Origin of the sequence: Nonomuraea sp. NPDC049758 (genome assembly GCF_040674635.1) — a bacterium.
Lineage (GTDB): Bacteria > Actinomycetota > Actinomycetes > Streptosporangiales > Streptosporangiaceae > Nonomuraea.
Window position 1 is genome coordinate 388,982 of record NZ_JBFAMZ010000001.1, and the last position, 15,467, is coordinate 404,448.

19 protein-coding genes are annotated in these 15,467 nt (G+C 72.0%); 11 read left to right on the forward strand and 8 right to left on the reverse strand.

Features of this window, described 5'->3' with window-relative positions; translation table 11 throughout:
• Positions 1–20 precede the first annotated feature (20 nt).
• Positions 21–1,010 carry a LacI family DNA-binding transcriptional regulator gene (locus AB0J46_RS01805; protein WP_364325005.1) on the reverse strand — a complete coding sequence of 330 codons (990 nt, stop codon included), beginning with the start codon at positions 1,008–1,010 and terminating at the stop codon, positions 21–23.
• Positions 1,011–1,201: 191 nt separating this feature from the next.
• Positions 1,202–2,074, reverse strand: a complete 873-nt coding sequence (locus AB0J46_RS01810) for a PfkB family carbohydrate kinase (RefSeq protein WP_364325008.1) — start codon at positions 2,072–2,074, stop codon at positions 1,202–1,204.
• Positions 2,075–2,264: 190 nt separating this feature from the next.
• Between AB0J46_RS01810 and AB0J46_RS01815 the strand changes: the two genes are divergently transcribed.
• The 4 genes from AB0J46_RS01815 (at position 2,265) to AB0J46_RS01830 (ending at position 5,006) form a co-directional block, all read left to right on the forward strand.
• Entirely contained in the window at positions 2,265–3,005 is a 741-nt protein-coding gene (locus AB0J46_RS01815) for a hypothetical protein (RefSeq protein WP_364325011.1), read from the forward strand.
• Between the two features lie 172 nt (positions 3,006–3,177).
• A complete protein-coding gene (locus AB0J46_RS01820) occupies positions 3,178–3,861 on the forward strand; it encodes a DUF4344 domain-containing metallopeptidase (RefSeq protein WP_364325014.1) in 684 nt (227 codons plus the stop codon).
• Between the two features lie 17 nt (positions 3,862–3,878).
• Positions 3,879–4,580, forward strand: a complete 702-nt coding sequence (locus AB0J46_RS01825) for a maleylpyruvate isomerase family mycothiol-dependent enzyme (RefSeq protein ID WP_364325017.1) — start codon at positions 3,879–3,881, stop codon at positions 4,578–4,580.
• Positions 4,581–4,592: 12 nt separating this feature from the next.
• Positions 4,593–5,006, forward strand: coding sequence for a DUF6343 family protein (locus AB0J46_RS01830; RefSeq protein WP_364325020.1), 414 nt, complete (start codon positions 4,593–4,595; stop codon positions 5,004–5,006).
• Here AB0J46_RS01830 and AB0J46_RS01835 read toward each other — a convergent pair.
• The 3 genes from AB0J46_RS01835 to AB0J46_RS01845 all read right to left on the reverse strand — a co-directional run bounded on the left by AB0J46_RS01835 (position 4,914) and on the right by AB0J46_RS01845 (position 6,343).
• Positions 4,914–5,153: a DUF3040 domain-containing protein gene (locus AB0J46_RS01835; protein WP_357970963.1), complete on the reverse strand. Its 240-nt coding sequence runs from the start codon at positions 5,151–5,153 to the stop codon at positions 4,914–4,916. The two genes, AB0J46_RS01830 and AB0J46_RS01835, sit on opposite strands and share 93 nt — an antisense overlap.
• 154 nt (positions 5,154–5,307) lie before the next feature.
• Complete coding sequence (locus AB0J46_RS01840) at positions 5,308–5,553, reverse strand: type B 50S ribosomal protein L31 (protein WP_364325023.1); 246 nt, start codon at positions 5,551–5,553, stop codon at positions 5,308–5,310.
• A 28-nt stretch (positions 5,554–5,581) separates the two neighbouring features.
• A complete protein-coding gene (locus tag AB0J46_RS01845) occupies positions 5,582–6,343 on the reverse strand; it encodes an SDR family oxidoreductase (protein WP_364325026.1) in 762 nt (253 codons plus the stop codon).
• A gap of 111 nt (positions 6,344–6,454) precedes the next feature.
• Between AB0J46_RS01845 and AB0J46_RS01850 the strand changes: the two genes are divergently transcribed.
• Positions 6,455–7,639, forward strand: a complete 1,185-nt coding sequence (locus tag AB0J46_RS01850) for an MFS transporter (protein ID WP_364325029.1) — start codon at positions 6,455–6,457, stop codon at positions 7,637–7,639.
• Between the two features lie 64 nt (positions 7,640–7,703).
• Complete coding sequence (recQ, locus tag AB0J46_RS01855) at positions 7,704–9,542, forward strand: DNA helicase RecQ (protein ID WP_364325032.1); 1,839 nt, start codon at positions 7,704–7,706, stop codon at positions 9,540–9,542.
• 194 nt (positions 9,543–9,736) lie between these two features.
• Here recQ and AB0J46_RS01860 read toward each other — a convergent pair whose 3' ends face one another.
• Positions 9,737–10,324, reverse strand: coding sequence for a maleylpyruvate isomerase family mycothiol-dependent enzyme (locus AB0J46_RS01860; RefSeq protein ID WP_364325035.1), 588 nt, complete (start codon positions 10,322–10,324; stop codon positions 9,737–9,739).
• Positions 10,325–11,107: 783 nt separating this feature from the next.
• On the opposite strand from AB0J46_RS01860, the gene AB0J46_RS01865 reads away from it, so the two are divergent.
• Entirely contained in the window at positions 11,108–11,407 is a 300-nt protein-coding gene (locus tag AB0J46_RS01865; RefSeq protein WP_364325038.1) for a hypothetical protein, read from the forward strand.
• A 208-nt stretch (positions 11,408–11,615) separates the two neighbouring features.
• Here AB0J46_RS01865 and AB0J46_RS01870 read toward each other — a convergent pair whose 3' ends face one another.
• Positions 11,616–12,428 carry a lysophospholipase gene (locus tag AB0J46_RS01870; RefSeq protein ID WP_364325041.1) on the reverse strand — a complete coding sequence of 271 codons (813 nt, stop codon included), beginning with the start codon at positions 12,426–12,428 and terminating at the stop codon, positions 11,616–11,618.
• A gap of 74 nt (positions 12,429–12,502) precedes the next feature.
• Here AB0J46_RS01870 and AB0J46_RS01875 point away from each other — a divergent pair, with 74 nt between their 5' ends.
• Genes AB0J46_RS01875 through AB0J46_RS01890 form a run of 4 tightly spaced genes read left to right on the forward strand, consistent with a single transcriptional unit; the run spans position 12,503 to position 14,767 of the window.
• Complete coding sequence (locus AB0J46_RS01875; RefSeq protein ID WP_364325044.1) at positions 12,503–12,991, forward strand: methylated-DNA--[protein]-cysteine S-methyltransferase; 489 nt, start codon at positions 12,503–12,505, stop codon at positions 12,989–12,991.
• A complete protein-coding gene (locus tag AB0J46_RS01880; protein ID WP_364325046.1) occupies positions 12,988–13,689 on the forward strand; it encodes a 2OG-Fe(II) oxygenase in 702 nt (233 codons plus the stop codon). The genes AB0J46_RS01875 and AB0J46_RS01880 overlap by 4 nt, the downstream gene beginning before the upstream one ends.
• Positions 13,686–14,129: a hypothetical protein gene (locus AB0J46_RS01885; protein ID WP_364325049.1), complete on the forward strand. Its 444-nt coding sequence runs from the start codon at positions 13,686–13,688 to the stop codon at positions 14,127–14,129. The genes AB0J46_RS01880 and AB0J46_RS01885 overlap by 4 nt, the downstream gene beginning before the upstream one ends.
• Positions 14,123–14,767, forward strand: a complete 645-nt coding sequence (locus tag AB0J46_RS01890) for an alpha-ketoglutarate-dependent dioxygenase AlkB (RefSeq protein ID WP_364326148.1) — start codon at positions 14,123–14,125, stop codon at positions 14,765–14,767. Before AB0J46_RS01885 ends, AB0J46_RS01890 begins: the two co-directional genes overlap by 7 nt.
• Here AB0J46_RS01890 and AB0J46_RS01895 read toward each other — a convergent pair.
• Entirely contained in the window at positions 14,733–15,431 is a 699-nt protein-coding gene (locus tag AB0J46_RS01895; protein ID WP_364325052.1) for a helix-turn-helix domain-containing protein, read from the reverse strand. The genes AB0J46_RS01890 and AB0J46_RS01895 overlap by 35 nt on opposite strands.
• Between the last annotated feature and the right edge of the window lie 36 nt (positions 15,432–15,467).

A 15,467-nucleotide genomic window follows, 5' to 3' on the forward strand; every position in this document is an offset into this window, starting at 1 on the left:
GGGCGCACGTGAGGGCGAGGTCAGCCGCGAGCCCGCGCCGTCGAGGCCCTGACCACCAGCTCCGGCTCGAACAGCAGCTCGTCGGCGGGCACCACGGCCTTGTCGATCTGGGCCACCAGCAGGTCGACGGCGGCCCGGCCCATCGCGTCGATCGGCTGGCGGACCGTGGTCAGGGGCGGCTCGGTGCAGTTCATCAGCGCCGAGTCGTCGAAGCCGATGACCGAGACGTCCCCCGGCACGGTCAGGCCGGCCCGTCTGGCCGCCCTGACCGTGCCGAGCGCGAGCAGGTCGCTGGCGCAGATCACGCCGGTCACGCCCTGCTTGACCAGCCTGGACGCGGCCGCGTGCCCGCCCTCCAGGGAGAACATCGTGTGCTCGACGAGCCCCGGGTCGCCGCCCCGGGCCTGGAACGTCTCCAGCTTGCGCCGGGAGGGCATGTGGTCCTTCGGGCCGAGCACCATGCCGACGCGTTCGTGGCCGAGCGCGCGCAGGTGGGACAGGGCCATCTCGGCGGCCACCACGTCGTCGCAGGAGACCTGCGGGAAGTCCAGCCGCTCGACGGCCGCGTTGACCAGAACGGTCGGCAGCTTGCGCTCGTGCAGCAGCTCGTAGTGGTCGTGCGAGGCGTCGGCCTGGGCGTAGAGGCCGCCGGCGAAGACCACCCCGCTGACCTGCTGCTGGAGCAGCAGATCGACGTAGTCGGCCTCGGAGACGCCGCCGACCGTGCGGGTGCAGAGCACGGAGGTGAAGCCCTGCTGGGCCAGCGCGCCGCCGACGACCTCGGCGAAGGCGGGGAAGATCGGGTTCTGCAGCTCGGGGAGCACCAGGCCGACCAGGCGGGCCCGGTCGCCGCGCAACTGGGTGGGACGCTCGTAGCCGAGCACGTCGAGCGCGGTCAGCACGGCCTCGCGGGTGGCGTCGGAGACCCCCGGCTTGCCGTTGAGCACGCGGCTGACCGTCGCCTCGCTCACCCCGACCTTCTTCGCCACCTCTGCGAGTCGTCGCGTCATGCGCAAACTATACGGCCTACCGCGCAAGCGCTTGCGATCACTTACGTAACCCCCGCCGCCCCTTCCCGCTCCCGCCCAGGACGGGCTTTCCGGCAATTTCGACGCATTGGACGGAGGAAATGCGGGGCGCCGCACGACAATAGTCAGTCAAATGTTTGCGCAATCACGTCAAGCCGTTGCGAAATTCTGCGTTACAGCTCCGCCCTGGACGGCAAGCCTTGCCAGTCGCTCACACTCGTCATCGCCGCCGCGCTCAGCAGCGCGCCCCGGTGCAGCCGTTCCTGCGGCGTCAGGCCGTCGAGCGCGGCGCTGATGTAACCGGCGGCGAACGCCTCGCCCGCGCCCGCCATGTCCACGACGGGCACCTGCGGGACGGCCACGTCGTAACGCATGCGGTCGGCGCGCACGCTGGCGCCCTTGGCGCCCCGGTCCACCACGACCTCGCGCTCGGGGGTGAGCGCGGGCTTGACCAGGTCCAGCTCGTCCTGGGCGAGGAAGAGCAGGTGGGACCGGCAGGCCAGCTCGCCGAGCACCTCCTCGGCCTCCCGGACCGAGGGCCACAGCTCGGGCACGTAGTCGACGGAGAACGAGATCATCACCCCGGCCGTCCGCGCCGCGCTCATGGCGGCGTGCACGGCGTCGAGCGCGTCCCTGCTCAGGGCCGCCGTGACGCCGGTCACGTGCAGCATCTTGGCGGCGCCCACCCGGTCCATCGGCACGTTGCCGGGCGACAGCCGGGACCCGGCCGAGCGGGTGCGGTACTGGGCGGTCACCGGCTCGCGGCCGACGCGCGCCTCCCTGAGCACCATCCCGGTCCGCGCCCCTTCGACCACCCGCACGTCCTCGACGTCCACGCCCTCGCCCCTGAGCACGGTCAGCGCCCTGGCGCCCAGCTCGTCGTCCCCCACCCGGGCGGCGTACGCGCATCGGTGGCCCAGCCTGGACAGGGCGATCACCAGGGTGAACTCGGGGCCGCAGACGTCCAGCCTGGCCTCGTTCTCGTGCCGCACCCGGCCGCTGGAGACCACTCCGAGCGGCTCTCCCAGCGCGTAGACGTCCGTCATGAGCCAGACTGTAGTTGGTCACGACTACGCCGAATGATTTTTTCGCATAAGTCCTGGTTAGGACCGTGATCAAATATTTTCTGTATCTTTAGCGAACCTTTTCCCCAACTCGTGCCTCAAAGTAGTAGAGGAAGCCGGCGCGCCCCGGCGCCGGCTTCGAGTCGATACGGGGAGAGGAATCAGCACCCTCATGAGAAAGATCGCAGTAGGAATCATCACCGCCTTCGTCGGCGGGGCCATGTTGGTTTCCGGCGCGGGCGCCGCCTCCGCCACCGCTACCAGGCACGCCACGGAACTCAAGATCCGTGACATCACCCCCAACCCGGTCGTGGTGAAGGCCGGCAGCGAGACCACCGCGTACTTCGACATCGGGGCCAGCTCCGACGTCCAGAAGGTCACGCTGAGCGTGTCGCCGGAGAGCGACGTCCGCACCTTCCGTGCCAAGGACGTCAAGGACCTCGAGGGCTGGCGCTTCGCCGTCCCGTTCAACGAGGGCGACTTCGCCGGCAAGTGGAAGGCCACCGCCGTGGCCTTCGACAAGGACAACAAGCAGGTCGCCACCGACTCCGCGTTCTTCAACGTCGAGATCCAGAAGGGCAAGGCCGACACCCGCATCACGCGCTTCACGGCCGACCCCTACAAGGTCCGTCAGGGCCGCTCGATCTACTTCTCCGGTCGCCTTCAGGTCGATGACGAAGGCTGGGAGGGGCTGCGCGGCGAGAAGGTGAGCGTCTACTACCGCGCCAACGGCTCCAGCGGCTGGAAGTGGGTCGCCTCGGCCAAGACCTCCTGGGGCGGCAAGTTCGCGACCAAGACCCGCGCCTGGAAGAGCGGCACGTTCAAGGCCGTCTTCGAGGGTGACGACGAGCTCAACAGCTCCGAGAGCCGTCGCGACTACGTCAAGGTCTACCGCTCCTGGCACCACCGCTGATTGATCGCCGAGGCCCGGTTCCCCTGAAGGGAGCCGGGCCTCCGGCTTTTCCGGATTCTTTTGCCGCCGGAGAGGTTTATCGATCAGCGGATCGCCGCATGGACTGTCCCATTTGCAAAGGAGGCGGCCCGCCGCCTCGCGGACACCGCGTCGATCCGACAGGAGCCCCCATATGCCCCACCCCCTGATCGCCCTCGTCCTGAGCCTGACGAGCACGTTGGGGGCGGCCCCTTCGGTCCGTTACGAGCCCGCCGGCACGGCCCGCGAGCAGCACGCCAGGAAGCTCCTGAAGGACAGCGGCGTGCTGCGCACCCGGCTCGGCGGCGTCCAGGTCGTCGCCCGCGGCTGCGACGCACCCCGCGCCACCTGGAACGGCGACCGGCGGCGGATCACGATCTGCTACTCACTGGTCGCCAAGATCGACCGCACGCTCACCGGCATCTCCGAGACGGAGGAGGCCGACCGGCGCACCACCGCCGCCCGCGTGGACGGCGCCCTGGCCGCCCTCTACCACCACCAGCTCGGCCACGCCCTGGCCGCGCTCAACGGCCTGCCCGCCGACGAGCCGCAGGCCGACCGGTTCGCCGCGCTGACGCTCGCGGCGCGCGACGGCGGCCACGTGGTGGCCGCCGCCGAGGCCCGCCACCTGCTGGCCGCCCACACCCACGCCGACCATCTGTCGGGCACGGCCGCCTCCGCCACGTTCGCCTGCCTCCTGTACGGCGCCGACCCCGTCAAGTACGCCCGCATCGCCAAGGGCGGCTGGGTGCCGGCCGAGCGGGTCCCGTCGTGCCGCGCCGAGTACGAGCGGGCCAGGACGGAACTGGGGTCACTGGCAGTGAAAGTCGGGGCCTGAGGGGTACGTCCGGATGTATGGCTGAGGAGCTGCTCAGAGACTTCGACCCGTTCGACATCTTCGACACCGAGGCGGCCCGGCTCGACCGGTTCTTCGACGGGCTCGACGAGGCGGGCTGGGCGCGTCCGTCCCGCTGCGCCGGGTGGTCGGTGCGCGACGTGCTGGCCCATCTGGCGGGTGAGGAGGCGTACAACCACGCCTGTCTCGACGGCACCGTGCAGGAGCTGCTGACCCGGGTGGCCGCCGAGGGGGTGACCGGGTTCAACGACTTCAACGAGTGGTCCGTACGGCAGCGCCGCGACGTGCCCGTCGAGGAGGTGCTCCAGGAGTGGCGCACCAAGAACGGCGAGACGCGCGAGCGCATGCGTGCCCTCGGCCCCGACGCGCTGATCGACACGGCGGCGGGCCCGTACCCGGTGGGGTTGCAGACCTTCCACTACGACTCCGAGTACGCCACCCACGCCGACGACGTCGGCGCGCCGGTGGCGCAGGAGGAGATCGACGACCGGACGTTCTGGCGGGTCGCCGTCGGGCGCTTCGTGCTGGCCGAGCAGGAGTCGAGGGCGCAGGTGGAGCAGACGGCCGAGCAGATCTGGGTGAGCGTCGACCAGGGCAGCGCGTCGCTGTCGTACCCGGAGTTCGTGGAGGCCACCGTGGGGCGGCTGCCGACCGACGGGCTCGACCCGCGGGTCGCCGCCGCGCTGCGGTGCCTGGCCTGAGAGGAGAGCGGGATGTGGCTGCGCAACCGCGCGGGCACCGAGCCGGTGACGGCGCGCAGCCCGCTGCGCGCGAGGCGGGTCCTGTCGTGGATCGCCCTGGTCGTCGCCGCGGCCGCGGCGGTCTTCTTCGTGACCCGCGCGATGGCCACGGGTCAGCAGGTGTGGGTCTGGGAGGCCGCCCTGGCCGCCGCGGTGGCCGTGGTGGCCGCCGTGGACCTGGCGGTGCTCAGGCGCCGGCGCGCCGGGCCGTCAGGCGGCGGGCACGCCCGGTCAGCCGGGGAGCACGGCGGGTCAGGTGGCGGGCACGGCGGGTCAGGTGGTGAGCACGGCGGGTCAGGTGGTGAGCACGGCCAGCAGGAGCAGCAGGATCACCGCGGCGGCCACCCCGAAGATGATCCAGACATGGGTCAGCGCCCACACCCGTAGCCGGTCGCCGTAGGCCTGCGGGTAGTCGATACCGTCGGACTCGATCCTGTTGATCGCCGCCACGCGCCGGGCCAGTTCGGGATCGTCCCGTTCGAGGCCCTGCTCGATCTCAGCGAGGATGCGGCGTTCCCTTCCAGAGAGACCCATCGCGATCACCATTGCTCCCACGCCGGTGAAAGCCTTGTACCCACCAGTAGCCCCAGCATGCCCGCCCGGCGCCTCCTTGGCGTGACATGCCGAAACCCCCGGCCGTTCCGGCCGGAAGGCGCGGAACGGACGGGGGCGGGTCAAGCCTTGGCTGTCATTTCTTGCCGTAGCGCTGGTTGAAGCGCTCGACGCGGCCCTCGGTGTCGAGGACGCGGCTGCGGCCGGTGTAGAACGGGTGGCTGGCCGACGACACGTCGACGTCCACGACCGGGTAGGTCCTGCCGTCCTCCCACTCGACGGTCCTGCTGCTCGTCAGGGTCGAGCGGGTGAGGAGGGCGAAGCCGGCGCTCGGGTCGCGGAAGACGACCGGACGGTACGAGGGGTGCAGGTTCTTCTTCATGCCCCTCTCAACCGGATGGCAATGGTTTTCATTCCCTCGCTTCGGGGTCCATCCCGAGGACGGTCCGGCCGCCGTCCACGGGGATCGTCGCCCCGTTGACGAACGAGGCGTCCGGCGAGAGCAGGTGCGCCACGACCGAGGCCACCTCGCCGGGGAAGGCGACCCGGCCCAGGGGGTGCACCCTGGCCATCTGGCGCTCGACGTCCACCACCTCGTCGGCGGTCCTGGAGGCCAGGAAGTCCTCGTAGCGTTCGGTGGCCACCGAGCCGGGCGCGACGGCGTTGACCCTGATGCCGTACCGGCCGTACTCGACGGCCAGCGACCTGGTCAGGCCCTCGGTCGCGGCCTTCGCGGTGGCGTAGGGCAGGCTGCCGGGCACCGCCCGCGTGGCCTGGTGGGAGGTGACGTTGACGATCGCGCCCGGCGTGCCCGCCGCGAGGAAACGGCGGACGGCGACCGCGCAGCCCACCAGCGCCAGGTCCAGGTTGGCCGCGATCAGCTGCCTGACCTCGGCGATCGGGGCGTCGTGCACGGAGGCGTCACGGAAGATCGCCGCGTTGTTGACCCAGCCCGCCAGCGTGCCGGCCTCCTCGGCCCGGTCGGCGGCCCAGGAGACCAGTTCCTCGTCGGCCGCGTCGCCCACCACGGGGATGACGCGGGGGCCCGTCCAGGACAGCGAGCCGCCGTCGCGATCGATGACGACGACGGTGTCCTTCTCCCCCAGGAGCCGCTGGACCACGGCCTTCCCGATGCCACGCCCGCCGCCGGTCACCACGTAGGAAAGACTCATGCGTCCGACGCTACTCCGTCCCGGAGTGACCCTTGTCACCGTATTTCCGGCTGGTGAACGGGAACGAACCAGGGCGTGATCGCCGTACCCGGTCCGAGGTCGCCGGCCCGCGTGGTCGGTGCGCTCGCGATCACGCAGACGGCCGGCTACGGCGTGCTCTACTACGCGTTCTCGGTGTTCATCCCGCCGATGGCGCGTGACCTGCGGACCGGGGTCGCCCAGCTCACCGGCGCGATCACGGTGTCGGTGCTGGTGTCCGCGCTGGTGGCCCCCTTCGTCGGGCGCTGGCTCGACCGGCACGGCGGGCGCGCGCTGATGACGGCCGGGTCGCTGCTGGGCGGGCTCGCGGTGCTCGCCTGGTCGCAGGTGCGCACCGTGACGCAGCTCTACCTGGTGTGCGCGGCGCTCGGGATCGCCTCGGCCATGGTGCTCTACGAGGCCGCCTTCGCGGTGATCGTCGCCTGTTTCGACCCGGCCCGGCGGGCGCGCGCGCTGCTCGCCGTGACGGTGGTGGCCGGGTTCGCCTCCAGCATCTTCCTGCCGCTGACGGGGTTCCTCGTGGACCGGTACGGCTGGCGGCAGGCGCTGGTCGTCCTGGCCGCCGGGTACGCGCTGACGGCCGTGCCGCTGCACGCGCTGGCCGTGCGGGGGCGGGGGGCGTCCGCGCCGCCGGCCCGGCGTCGCGCGATCGTCGGCTCCGCGCTGCGCGAACGGCCGTTCTGGCTGCTGGTGGCCGCCTTCCTGGCCCAGACGGGCGCGGTGGCGGTCATGGGGGTGCTGCTGGTGACGTACCTGATCGCGCTCGGGCATCCGCCGTTGTTCGCGGCGAGCGTGGCCGGGCTGCTCGGCGTGTTGTCGGTGACCGGGCGGCTGGTCACGACGGGGCTGCAGAGCCGGTGGCCGGTGGCGCTGGTCACGGCGGCGATGTTCGCCGTCCAGGGGGTGGCGGCGCTGCTGCTGCCGCTGGCGGGCGACAGCGTGGCGGGGGCTATCGCGGGGGTGGTGCTGTTCGGGCTGGGGTTCGGGGTGGCCACGATCGCCCGTCCCGCCCTGCTGGCCGACCGGTACGGCACGGCCGCGTACGCGACGCTGAGCGGCGCGCTCGCCCTGCCCGTCACGGTGTCCAAGGCCGTGGCCCCGCTGCTGTCGGCGGCGGTGGCGCAGGTCGCCGGATACCCGGCGGTGATGGCCTCGGTGGCGGCGGCCTGCATGCTCGGAGCGCTCTCGCTGGTGGCCTACGATCGGTACGGGCGGGCGCCGGAGCGACAGGCCGCGCTGCCCGCCGAGCCGACCTGAGACCCGCGGTCCGCCGTCGGCGGAACTGACGGAACGTCGGCCGACGACCACGTAAGGTAGCCGCATGGATACCCCCACCGAGGCTCTCCACCGCGTCTTCGGTTACGACTCGTTCAGGGCGGGTCAGCAGGAGATCATCGACCACGTCGTCGGCGGCGGCGACGCGCTGGTGCTCATGCCCACCGGCGGCGGCAAGTCGCTGTGCTACCAGATCCCGGCGCTCGTGCGCCCGGGGGTGGGGGTCGTCGTCTCGCCGCTGATCGCGCTCATGCAGGACCAGGTCGACGCGCTGCGCGCGCTCGGCGTGCGGGCCGGTTTCCTCAACTCCACCCAGGACTTCGACGAGCGCCAGCTCGTGGAGGCCGAGTTCCTGGCCGGCGAGCTCGACCTGCTCTACCTCGCCCCCGAGCGGCTGCGCGTCGAGGCCACGATGCGGCTGCTGGCCAAGGGCGAGATCTCGTTGTTCGCCATCGACGAGGCCCACTGCGTGGCCCAGTGGGGCCACGACTTCCGCCCCGACTACCTCGCCCTGTCGGAGCTGCGCGAGCGCTGGCCCCAGGTGCCGCGCATCGCGCTGACCGCCACCGCCACCCCGGCCACCCACGCCGAGATCTCCACCCGGCTCGGCCTCGACCAGGCCCGCCATTTCGTGGCCGGCTTCGACCGGCCCAACATCCACTACCGCATCACGTCCAAGAGCGACCCCAAACGGCAGCTCCTCGACTTCCTGCGCACCGAGCACCCCGGCGACTCCGGCATCGTCTACTGCCTGTCGCGCTCGTCGGTGGAGAAGATCGCCACGTTCCTGGCCGACCACGGCATCGCGGCCGTGCCCTACCACGCGGGGCTCGACGCCCGCACCCGCGCCGCCCACCAGTCCCGCTTCCTGCGGGAAGACGGGCTGATCGTGGTGGCCACCATCGCGTTCGGCATGGGCATCGACAAGCCCGACGTGCGTTTCGTCGCCCACCTCGACCTGCCCAAGTCGGTCGAGGGCTACTACCAGGAGACCGGCCGCGCCGGGCGCGACGGCCTGCCCGCGACCGCCTGGATGGCCTACGGCCTGCAAGACGTCGTCCAGCACCGGCGCATGGCCCTGGAGGGCGACGAGGCCCATCGCCGCCGCCAGGTCCTGCACCTCGACGCCATGCTGGCGCTGTGCGAGACGGCCGGCTGCCGCCGGGTCATGCTGCTCGACTACTTCGGGCAGAAGGGCGCCGAGCCCTGCGGCAACTGCGACACCTGCCAGAGCCCGCCCGAGTCCTGGGACGGCACGATCGCCGCCCAGAAGCTGCTGTCCACCGTGCTGCGGCTGAAGCGGGAGCGCGGCCAGAAGTTCGGCGTCGGGCAGGTGGTCGACATCCTGCTCGGCAAGAAGACGGCCAAGGTGCTCCAGCACGGCCACGACTCGCTGACCGTCTTCGGCGTGGGCACCGACCTGGGCAACGCCGAGTGGCACGGCGTGGCCCGGCAACTGCTCGCGCAGGGCCTGCTCGCGGTGGAGTCCGACCACGGCACGCTGGTGCTCACCGACGCCAGCGCCGACGTGCTGCGCGGGCAGCGGGAGGTGCCGTTGCGCCGCGACACGGCCCGTCCGGCGTCCCGGTCGTCCAGGTCGTCGTCCGGGTCGTCCGGGGCGAAGGGCCAGCCGGCCGCCGAGCTGCCCGCCGAGGCGGCGCCGCTGTTCGAACGGCTGCGGGCCTGGCGGGGCGCGGTCGCCAAGGAGCAGGGCGTGCCCGCGTACGTCATCTTCCACGACGCCACGCTGCGGGAGATCGCCACGTTGTCGCCGTCCTCGCTGGCGGAGCTGAGCAGGGTCAACGGGGTCGGGGAGAACAAACTCGCCAAATACGGGGACCAGGTCCTGGAGGTCGTCGGATCGGCGGCCACCGAAGACGCCTGAGGCCGTCCCGCTCAGCTCCGGGAGGGCCACGGTTCGGGGTGATGGCGACGGCCGCACGAAGAACGGTCGTCGCCATCACGCTGGCCGACCTGGTCGAGGCGCGTGGCCCGCGACCGGCCGGACGGATGCCGGGCCCCGGTGTCCCTCTTTGATCGTACGGGGTGCCGCCGCCCGGTGGGGGGCCGGTCATGCCGTCAGTTCGGCCGGCGGCCGAGGTAGGCGAGGAGGTGGTCCTGGGCGGTGCCCAGCGGGGGCGGCCGCAATCGGGCGCCGAACCGGACCGGACGGTCCTCGTCGGTGACGAAGAGATGGGCCAGGTCCAGCAGCTCTTCGGCGAGGGCGTGCGGGATCGGACGGTGTTCACCGCAGGCCCGCGCGATGTCCCAGCCGTGCACGGTGATCTCGATGGCGCCCGCCGCGGCCACCATCGGCGTCGTCATGGGCACGTCCCCCACCGCGATCATCCCGGCCTGGATCGTGCCGGTCCACGTGCCGAGCACCTCCGTCGCGCCGTCCCTGAGCAGCAGCGCCGGGTTCCCGCACACCGGCCCGCCGACCGGCACGGGTCTGCGGGCGGGGGCGATGCGGCCGAGCGCGGCCTCGTTCAGGGCCTCGAAGGAGTCCTGCATGTGGTCCAGGAGCTCCTGGAGGTTCCAGCCGGAGCACGGGGTGGGCCGGCACAGAACGCGTGGGCTCACCACGCGCAGGCTGCCCAAGGTGTAATGGATGGCCCTCTCCAGCAACGCCACCCCTGCCGTCAACGCCCGCGCCCGTTCGTCCATGTCGCCTCCTCGACTCATACAGACCGCACAGAAGACCCAAAATCATCGCCCCACCACCGACCTCCCCACCTACTCCCGAATTGCCAACCTTTGGGCGGGTGGGGGGAGGCGGGCGGCGCGTGTCCCATCGAAACTTCTGGCCCGATAGGGGTGGGCGGGTGACGCGGGTCCCATCGGAACCCTTTGGGCGGGCGGGGGTGAGGCGGGCGGCGCGGGTCCCATCGGAACCCTTTGGGCGGGCGGGGGTGAGGCGGGTGACGCGGGTCCCATCGGAACCTTTTGGGCGGGTGGGGGGTAGGTGAGGGCATGAGGAAGATGGCGGTGATTTCGGTGGTGGTGCTGCTGGCAGGGGTTGGATGTGCAGGAGGTGGCGGTTCTGGACCGGGGGTGGGTGCGAGCGCTGGTACCGGGGCCTCGTTCGAAGGTGCGGGAAGCGAGGCGGATTCCTCGGTGAGCAAGGCTTCGGGGATCACACCGAGCGGAGATGGGAGTGGGAGCCCAAGCCCGACCGCCGATGCCGCCCCGGCGCCCGACACCAGCACAGGCGCCCACTCCGGGCCGACCTCCGTCCCCAACGTGAGCACCGAGGCCGACCCGGCTCCGGACTCGGGCCCTGGACTGAGCACCGATGCCAGCGCCCTTCCCGGCCCCAGCCTGAGCCCCGCCCACGCCCAGAGCACCGGCGGCCGCCCGAGCCCTGGAGCTGGGGTGGGGTTTGGTGAGCGGGTGGGGTGTCGGGGGGCGTTGGTGGTTGGCGGGGGTGGGTTTCCGGAGGTGCGGGGGGTGTCGGCGGACGCCGAGGTGTGGGGGTTGTTGTTCGTGTCCAAGCTGCCGCTTCGCCGGAAGGTGACCACCAAGATCGTGTGGCGGATGACCGGGGACGGGCCGCTGACGGTCAGGGCGTCCCTTCCTGACGGCACCGCCGCCCGCCTCGCCTGGGGGCCCGAGGAGCACGGCGGGTCGTCCTGGCACCGGCCGGGGGACGAATGGGGCACCGGGTTCGTCTTCCCCAAGCCCGGCTGCTGGAAGATCGAGCTCAGCCGCACCCACGGCAAGGGCCACCTCTGGCTACCGGTCGCCTGACAGTCCCCGACAACCCACTGCACGCACCCACCACCGACTTCCAGCCGCCCAGCAACCCACCGCACGCCGGGGGTGGTCTGTGCATGGGCCATTTTCTGCTGGGCGGCTGGTAGCCAGGCGTGGCTCTACCGGCCGGTCAGCGCCCAGCAAGCCCCCCTGGCTGCCGGTGGCCCAGCAGTCAGGGGCCCACCGGACGCTGCAGCCCCCGTTACCGGTTGCTCAGGGCTCGGTCTACGAAGGTTTGGAGGTCGGTGAGGACCTCGTCGCGGTTGGTTTCGTTGAAGACTTCGTGGCGGGCGCCGGCGTAGATGCGTTCGGTCAGGTCGGTGCCCTTGACGGCCTCCACCCCGACCCGGCTGCCGGCCAGCGGTACGAGCTGGTCGTCGTCGCCGTGCACCCACAACGTGGGCAGGGCGCCGAACGTGCCGCCCTTGGCGATCGTGTCCAGCATCGCGGCGAACGCCTCCACCGTGGCCCGCTTGAACGGCCCGTGCCAGACCAGCGGGTCGTCCGCGTACGCCGCCCCCACCGACGGGTCGCGGGAGAGCGTGGCCGGGTCGATGGGGATGTCGGGCAGCTCGTCGAGCGCCATCAGCGCGGGGATGACCGCCCACTCGCCGATCACCGGGCCCGACAGCACCAGCGCGGTCAGGCCCTCGGCGTGGCGCTGGGCATACCGGACGGCGATCATGCCGCCCATGGAGTGGCCGATCAGCACGACCGGGACGCCGGGATGGTCGGCCCTGGCGCGCTCCTCGACGGTGTGCACGTCGGTGACGACGTCCTCGAAGTCCTCGACGAGCACGCGTTCGCCCGCCGACCTGCCGTGGCCCATGTGGTCGAGTCCGTAGACGGCGGCGCCGTGCCGGACGAGACGGTCGGCGACGTACTCGTAACGGCCGATGTGCTCGCCGTATCCGTGGACCAGGAGGGCGAGGTAGCGGGGCCGGTCGTGCGGCCATTCGCGGACGACGTTCAGCCCCTGCGTGCCGGTGAAGGTGTGCTCTCTCGACTCGGCCATGAACTTCCTCTCCCATCCAGCCACGACGTCCGAAAACCGCTGACTTCCGCGGGCACGCCGGTGTTGTAGAGAGTATGGACATCCACACCATCATCGACAGTCCGCTGGGCGAGATTCTCCTCGTCGGCGACGACGCGGGACGGCTGACCCGCGTGTCGTTCGACGTGGGCGCGCCGCCCGGACGCCGGGAGCCGGCCGCCTTCGGGGAGGCGGAACGGCAGCTCGGCGAGTACTTCGCGGGCGAGCGTACCTCGTTCGACCTGCCCCTGGCCGCCCGCGGGACGGCGTTCCAGCAGCGGGTGTGGGCGGAGGTGGCGGCGCTGCCGTACGGGACGACGACGAGCTACGGCGAGCTGACCGCCCGCGCCGGCGTGGCGCGGGACCGGGTCCGCGCGGTCGGCGCGGCGATCGGCGCGAACCCGCTGCTCGTCGTGGTCCCCTGCCACCGGGTGGTCGCCGCGGACGGCGCGCTGACCGGCTACGCGGGCGGCCTGGAACGCAAGTGCGACCTGCTCACCCTCGAAGGCGTCCTGCAGCCGCAGCTCTGGAGCGTGTCGTCATGACGCCGCAGGTCGAAGGGGCCGACTGGCAGCGGCTGGCCGGGGAGCTCGACGCCCACGGCTGCGCGCTGACGCCGCGGCTGCTCTCGCCCGCGGAGTGCGCGGAGATCTCCGGCCTGTACGACGAGCCCGGCCGGTTCCGCTCGACGGTCGACATGGCCCGCCACCGGTTCGGCTCCGGCCAGTACCGGTACTTCCGCCGGCCGTTCCCGCCGCTGGTCGAGGAGTTGCGGGCGGCGTTCTATCCGCGTCTGCTGCCGATCGCCCGCGACTGGGCGGCCCGGCTGGGGCAGCCCGCCCCCTGGCCGGACGACTTCGCCGAGTGGCTGGACATGTGCCACGCGGCGGGACAGACCAAGCCGACCCCCATCCTGCTGCGCTACCGGGAGAACGACTGGAACGCGCTCCACCGCGACCTGTACGGCGACCTCGTCTTCCCGCTGCAGGTCGTCATCGGGCTCGACCGGCCCGGCGAGGACTACACCGGGGGCGAGTTCCTGCTGGTGGAGCAGCGGCCGAGGGCCCAGTCGCGGGGCACGGTGACCGCGCTGCCGCAGGGTCACGGGCTGGTCTTCACCACCCGCGACCGGCCGGTGCGCTCCTCGCGCGGCTGGTCGGCCTCGCCGGTGCGGCACGGGGTCAGCACCGTGCGTTCAGGGCTGCGGCACACCCTCGGCCTGGTCCTGCACGACGCGACATGACCGGCGTGCGAACGGCCGAGCTGGACGCGCTGCTCACCCTCGTCCGGGCACAGCGCCCACGGGCGCGGGCCGTCGTCGTCGGCCACGGCCGGGACGGCGCCCGCCTGGCCGAGGCGTTCGCCGACGCCTGGGACGGGACGGTGCTCGCGGTGGTCGCCTGGCCGGAGACGGCGGCGTCGTGGTCGCGCCAGGCCAGACGGTTCACGGCGGGCGAACCGGACGCCTGGGTGGTCGCGGGCGCGCCGGCGGGATGGGCCGGGATGAGCGAGCGCCTGCGCCGCAGCACCGACTGGGATCCGCGCCGGACGTACGGTTCGGCGGCCACGGCCCGCGCGGTCGCCCTGGCCGCTCCTGGGACACTGGAAGGCATGCGCGGAGCCGACACCGACGGCACGACATGGCGAATAGGACGAAACCTGATTTATCGGGAATCATCGTGATCCCCCTGCCCATGCGGGAGATCGCCCCGGGCGCGGTGCACGTCCCCGGCTGGCTGACCCTCGCCGAGCAGCAGTACCTGGTGCGCGCCTGCCGCGCGTGGGCGACCGGCCCGGTGCCGATCCGGCACACCGTGCTGCCCGGCGGCGGCGTGATGTCGGTACGGACGGGGTGCGTCGGCTGGCACTGGCAGCCGTACCGGTACACGCGCCTGGCCCACGACGTGAACGGGCAGCGGGTCGCCGCGTTCCCCACGTGGCTCGGCGACCTCGGCCGCCGCGCCCTGGCCGACGCCTACGGCCGCCCGGACGACGGCTACGACCCCGACACCGCGCTGGTCAACTTCTACAACGGCCAGGCCAGGATGGGCATGCACCAGGACAAGGACGAGCGCTCCGACGCCCCGGTGGTGTCCCTGAGCGTCGGCGACACGTGCCTGTTCCGCTTCGGCAACACCGAGACGCGCGGGAAGCCGTACACGGACGTCGAGCTGGCCTCGGGTGATCTGTTCGTGTTCGGCGGCGCGTCCCGCTTCGCCTATCACGGCGTGCCGAAGGTCTACCCGGGCACCGGCGACCCGGCCACGGGCCTGGCCGCCGGGCGCCTCAACGTGACGATGCGGGTGACGGGTCTTCGATGAAGTAGTCGAACTGGTCGTCGGTGAGGGTGCGGCGCAGGATGCGCAGGACCTTGCCCGGGTCGTCGTGCGGGCCCGGGGTGTAGAAGGGCTTGCCGTCGCGGCCGAAGGTGATGGCCGAGCCGCCCTCCCACTTGCCCAGCAGGTCGCTGACGGGCGAGAAGTCCTCGTGAGGCTCGAAGCCGAGGGTGCGCGCGTAGTCGATCGAGCCGAAGACCAGGTGCTGGGCCAGCTCGATCGGCACCTCCTGGTAGCCCGCGTACTCGCCGAAGAAGTATTCGCGGAACCTGCGCAGGTCGCGCTCGTCGAGCACGTCGGGGCCGATGGTGTTCTTGAGGCCGAGGCAGTGGACGTCGGCGAGGTAGCCGCAGACGGTCATCCGGTCCCAGGTGTGGCGCCGGGCGACAAGCACGCACACCATGCCGCCGGCGCCCGACTCCGGGGCCTCGTCGACCCAGCCCTTGGACGGGTCGACGCCCAGCCCTGCGCTCCAGCCGACGTTCATCCAGCAGCCGACCACCTCGGGCTCGGCCGACGTCACGTTCTCGGCGGCGATGGCGCGCACGAGGGGCGCGACGACCGACGGCGACACCTTGAGCGCCCGCGCGATCTCCTTGGGAGACCTGCCCTGGGCGCGCAGCTCGCGTACCTGATCCTTCAACTCCACACGCGGCAGCCTAGCGCCCGGCGTCCCGTCAGGCGG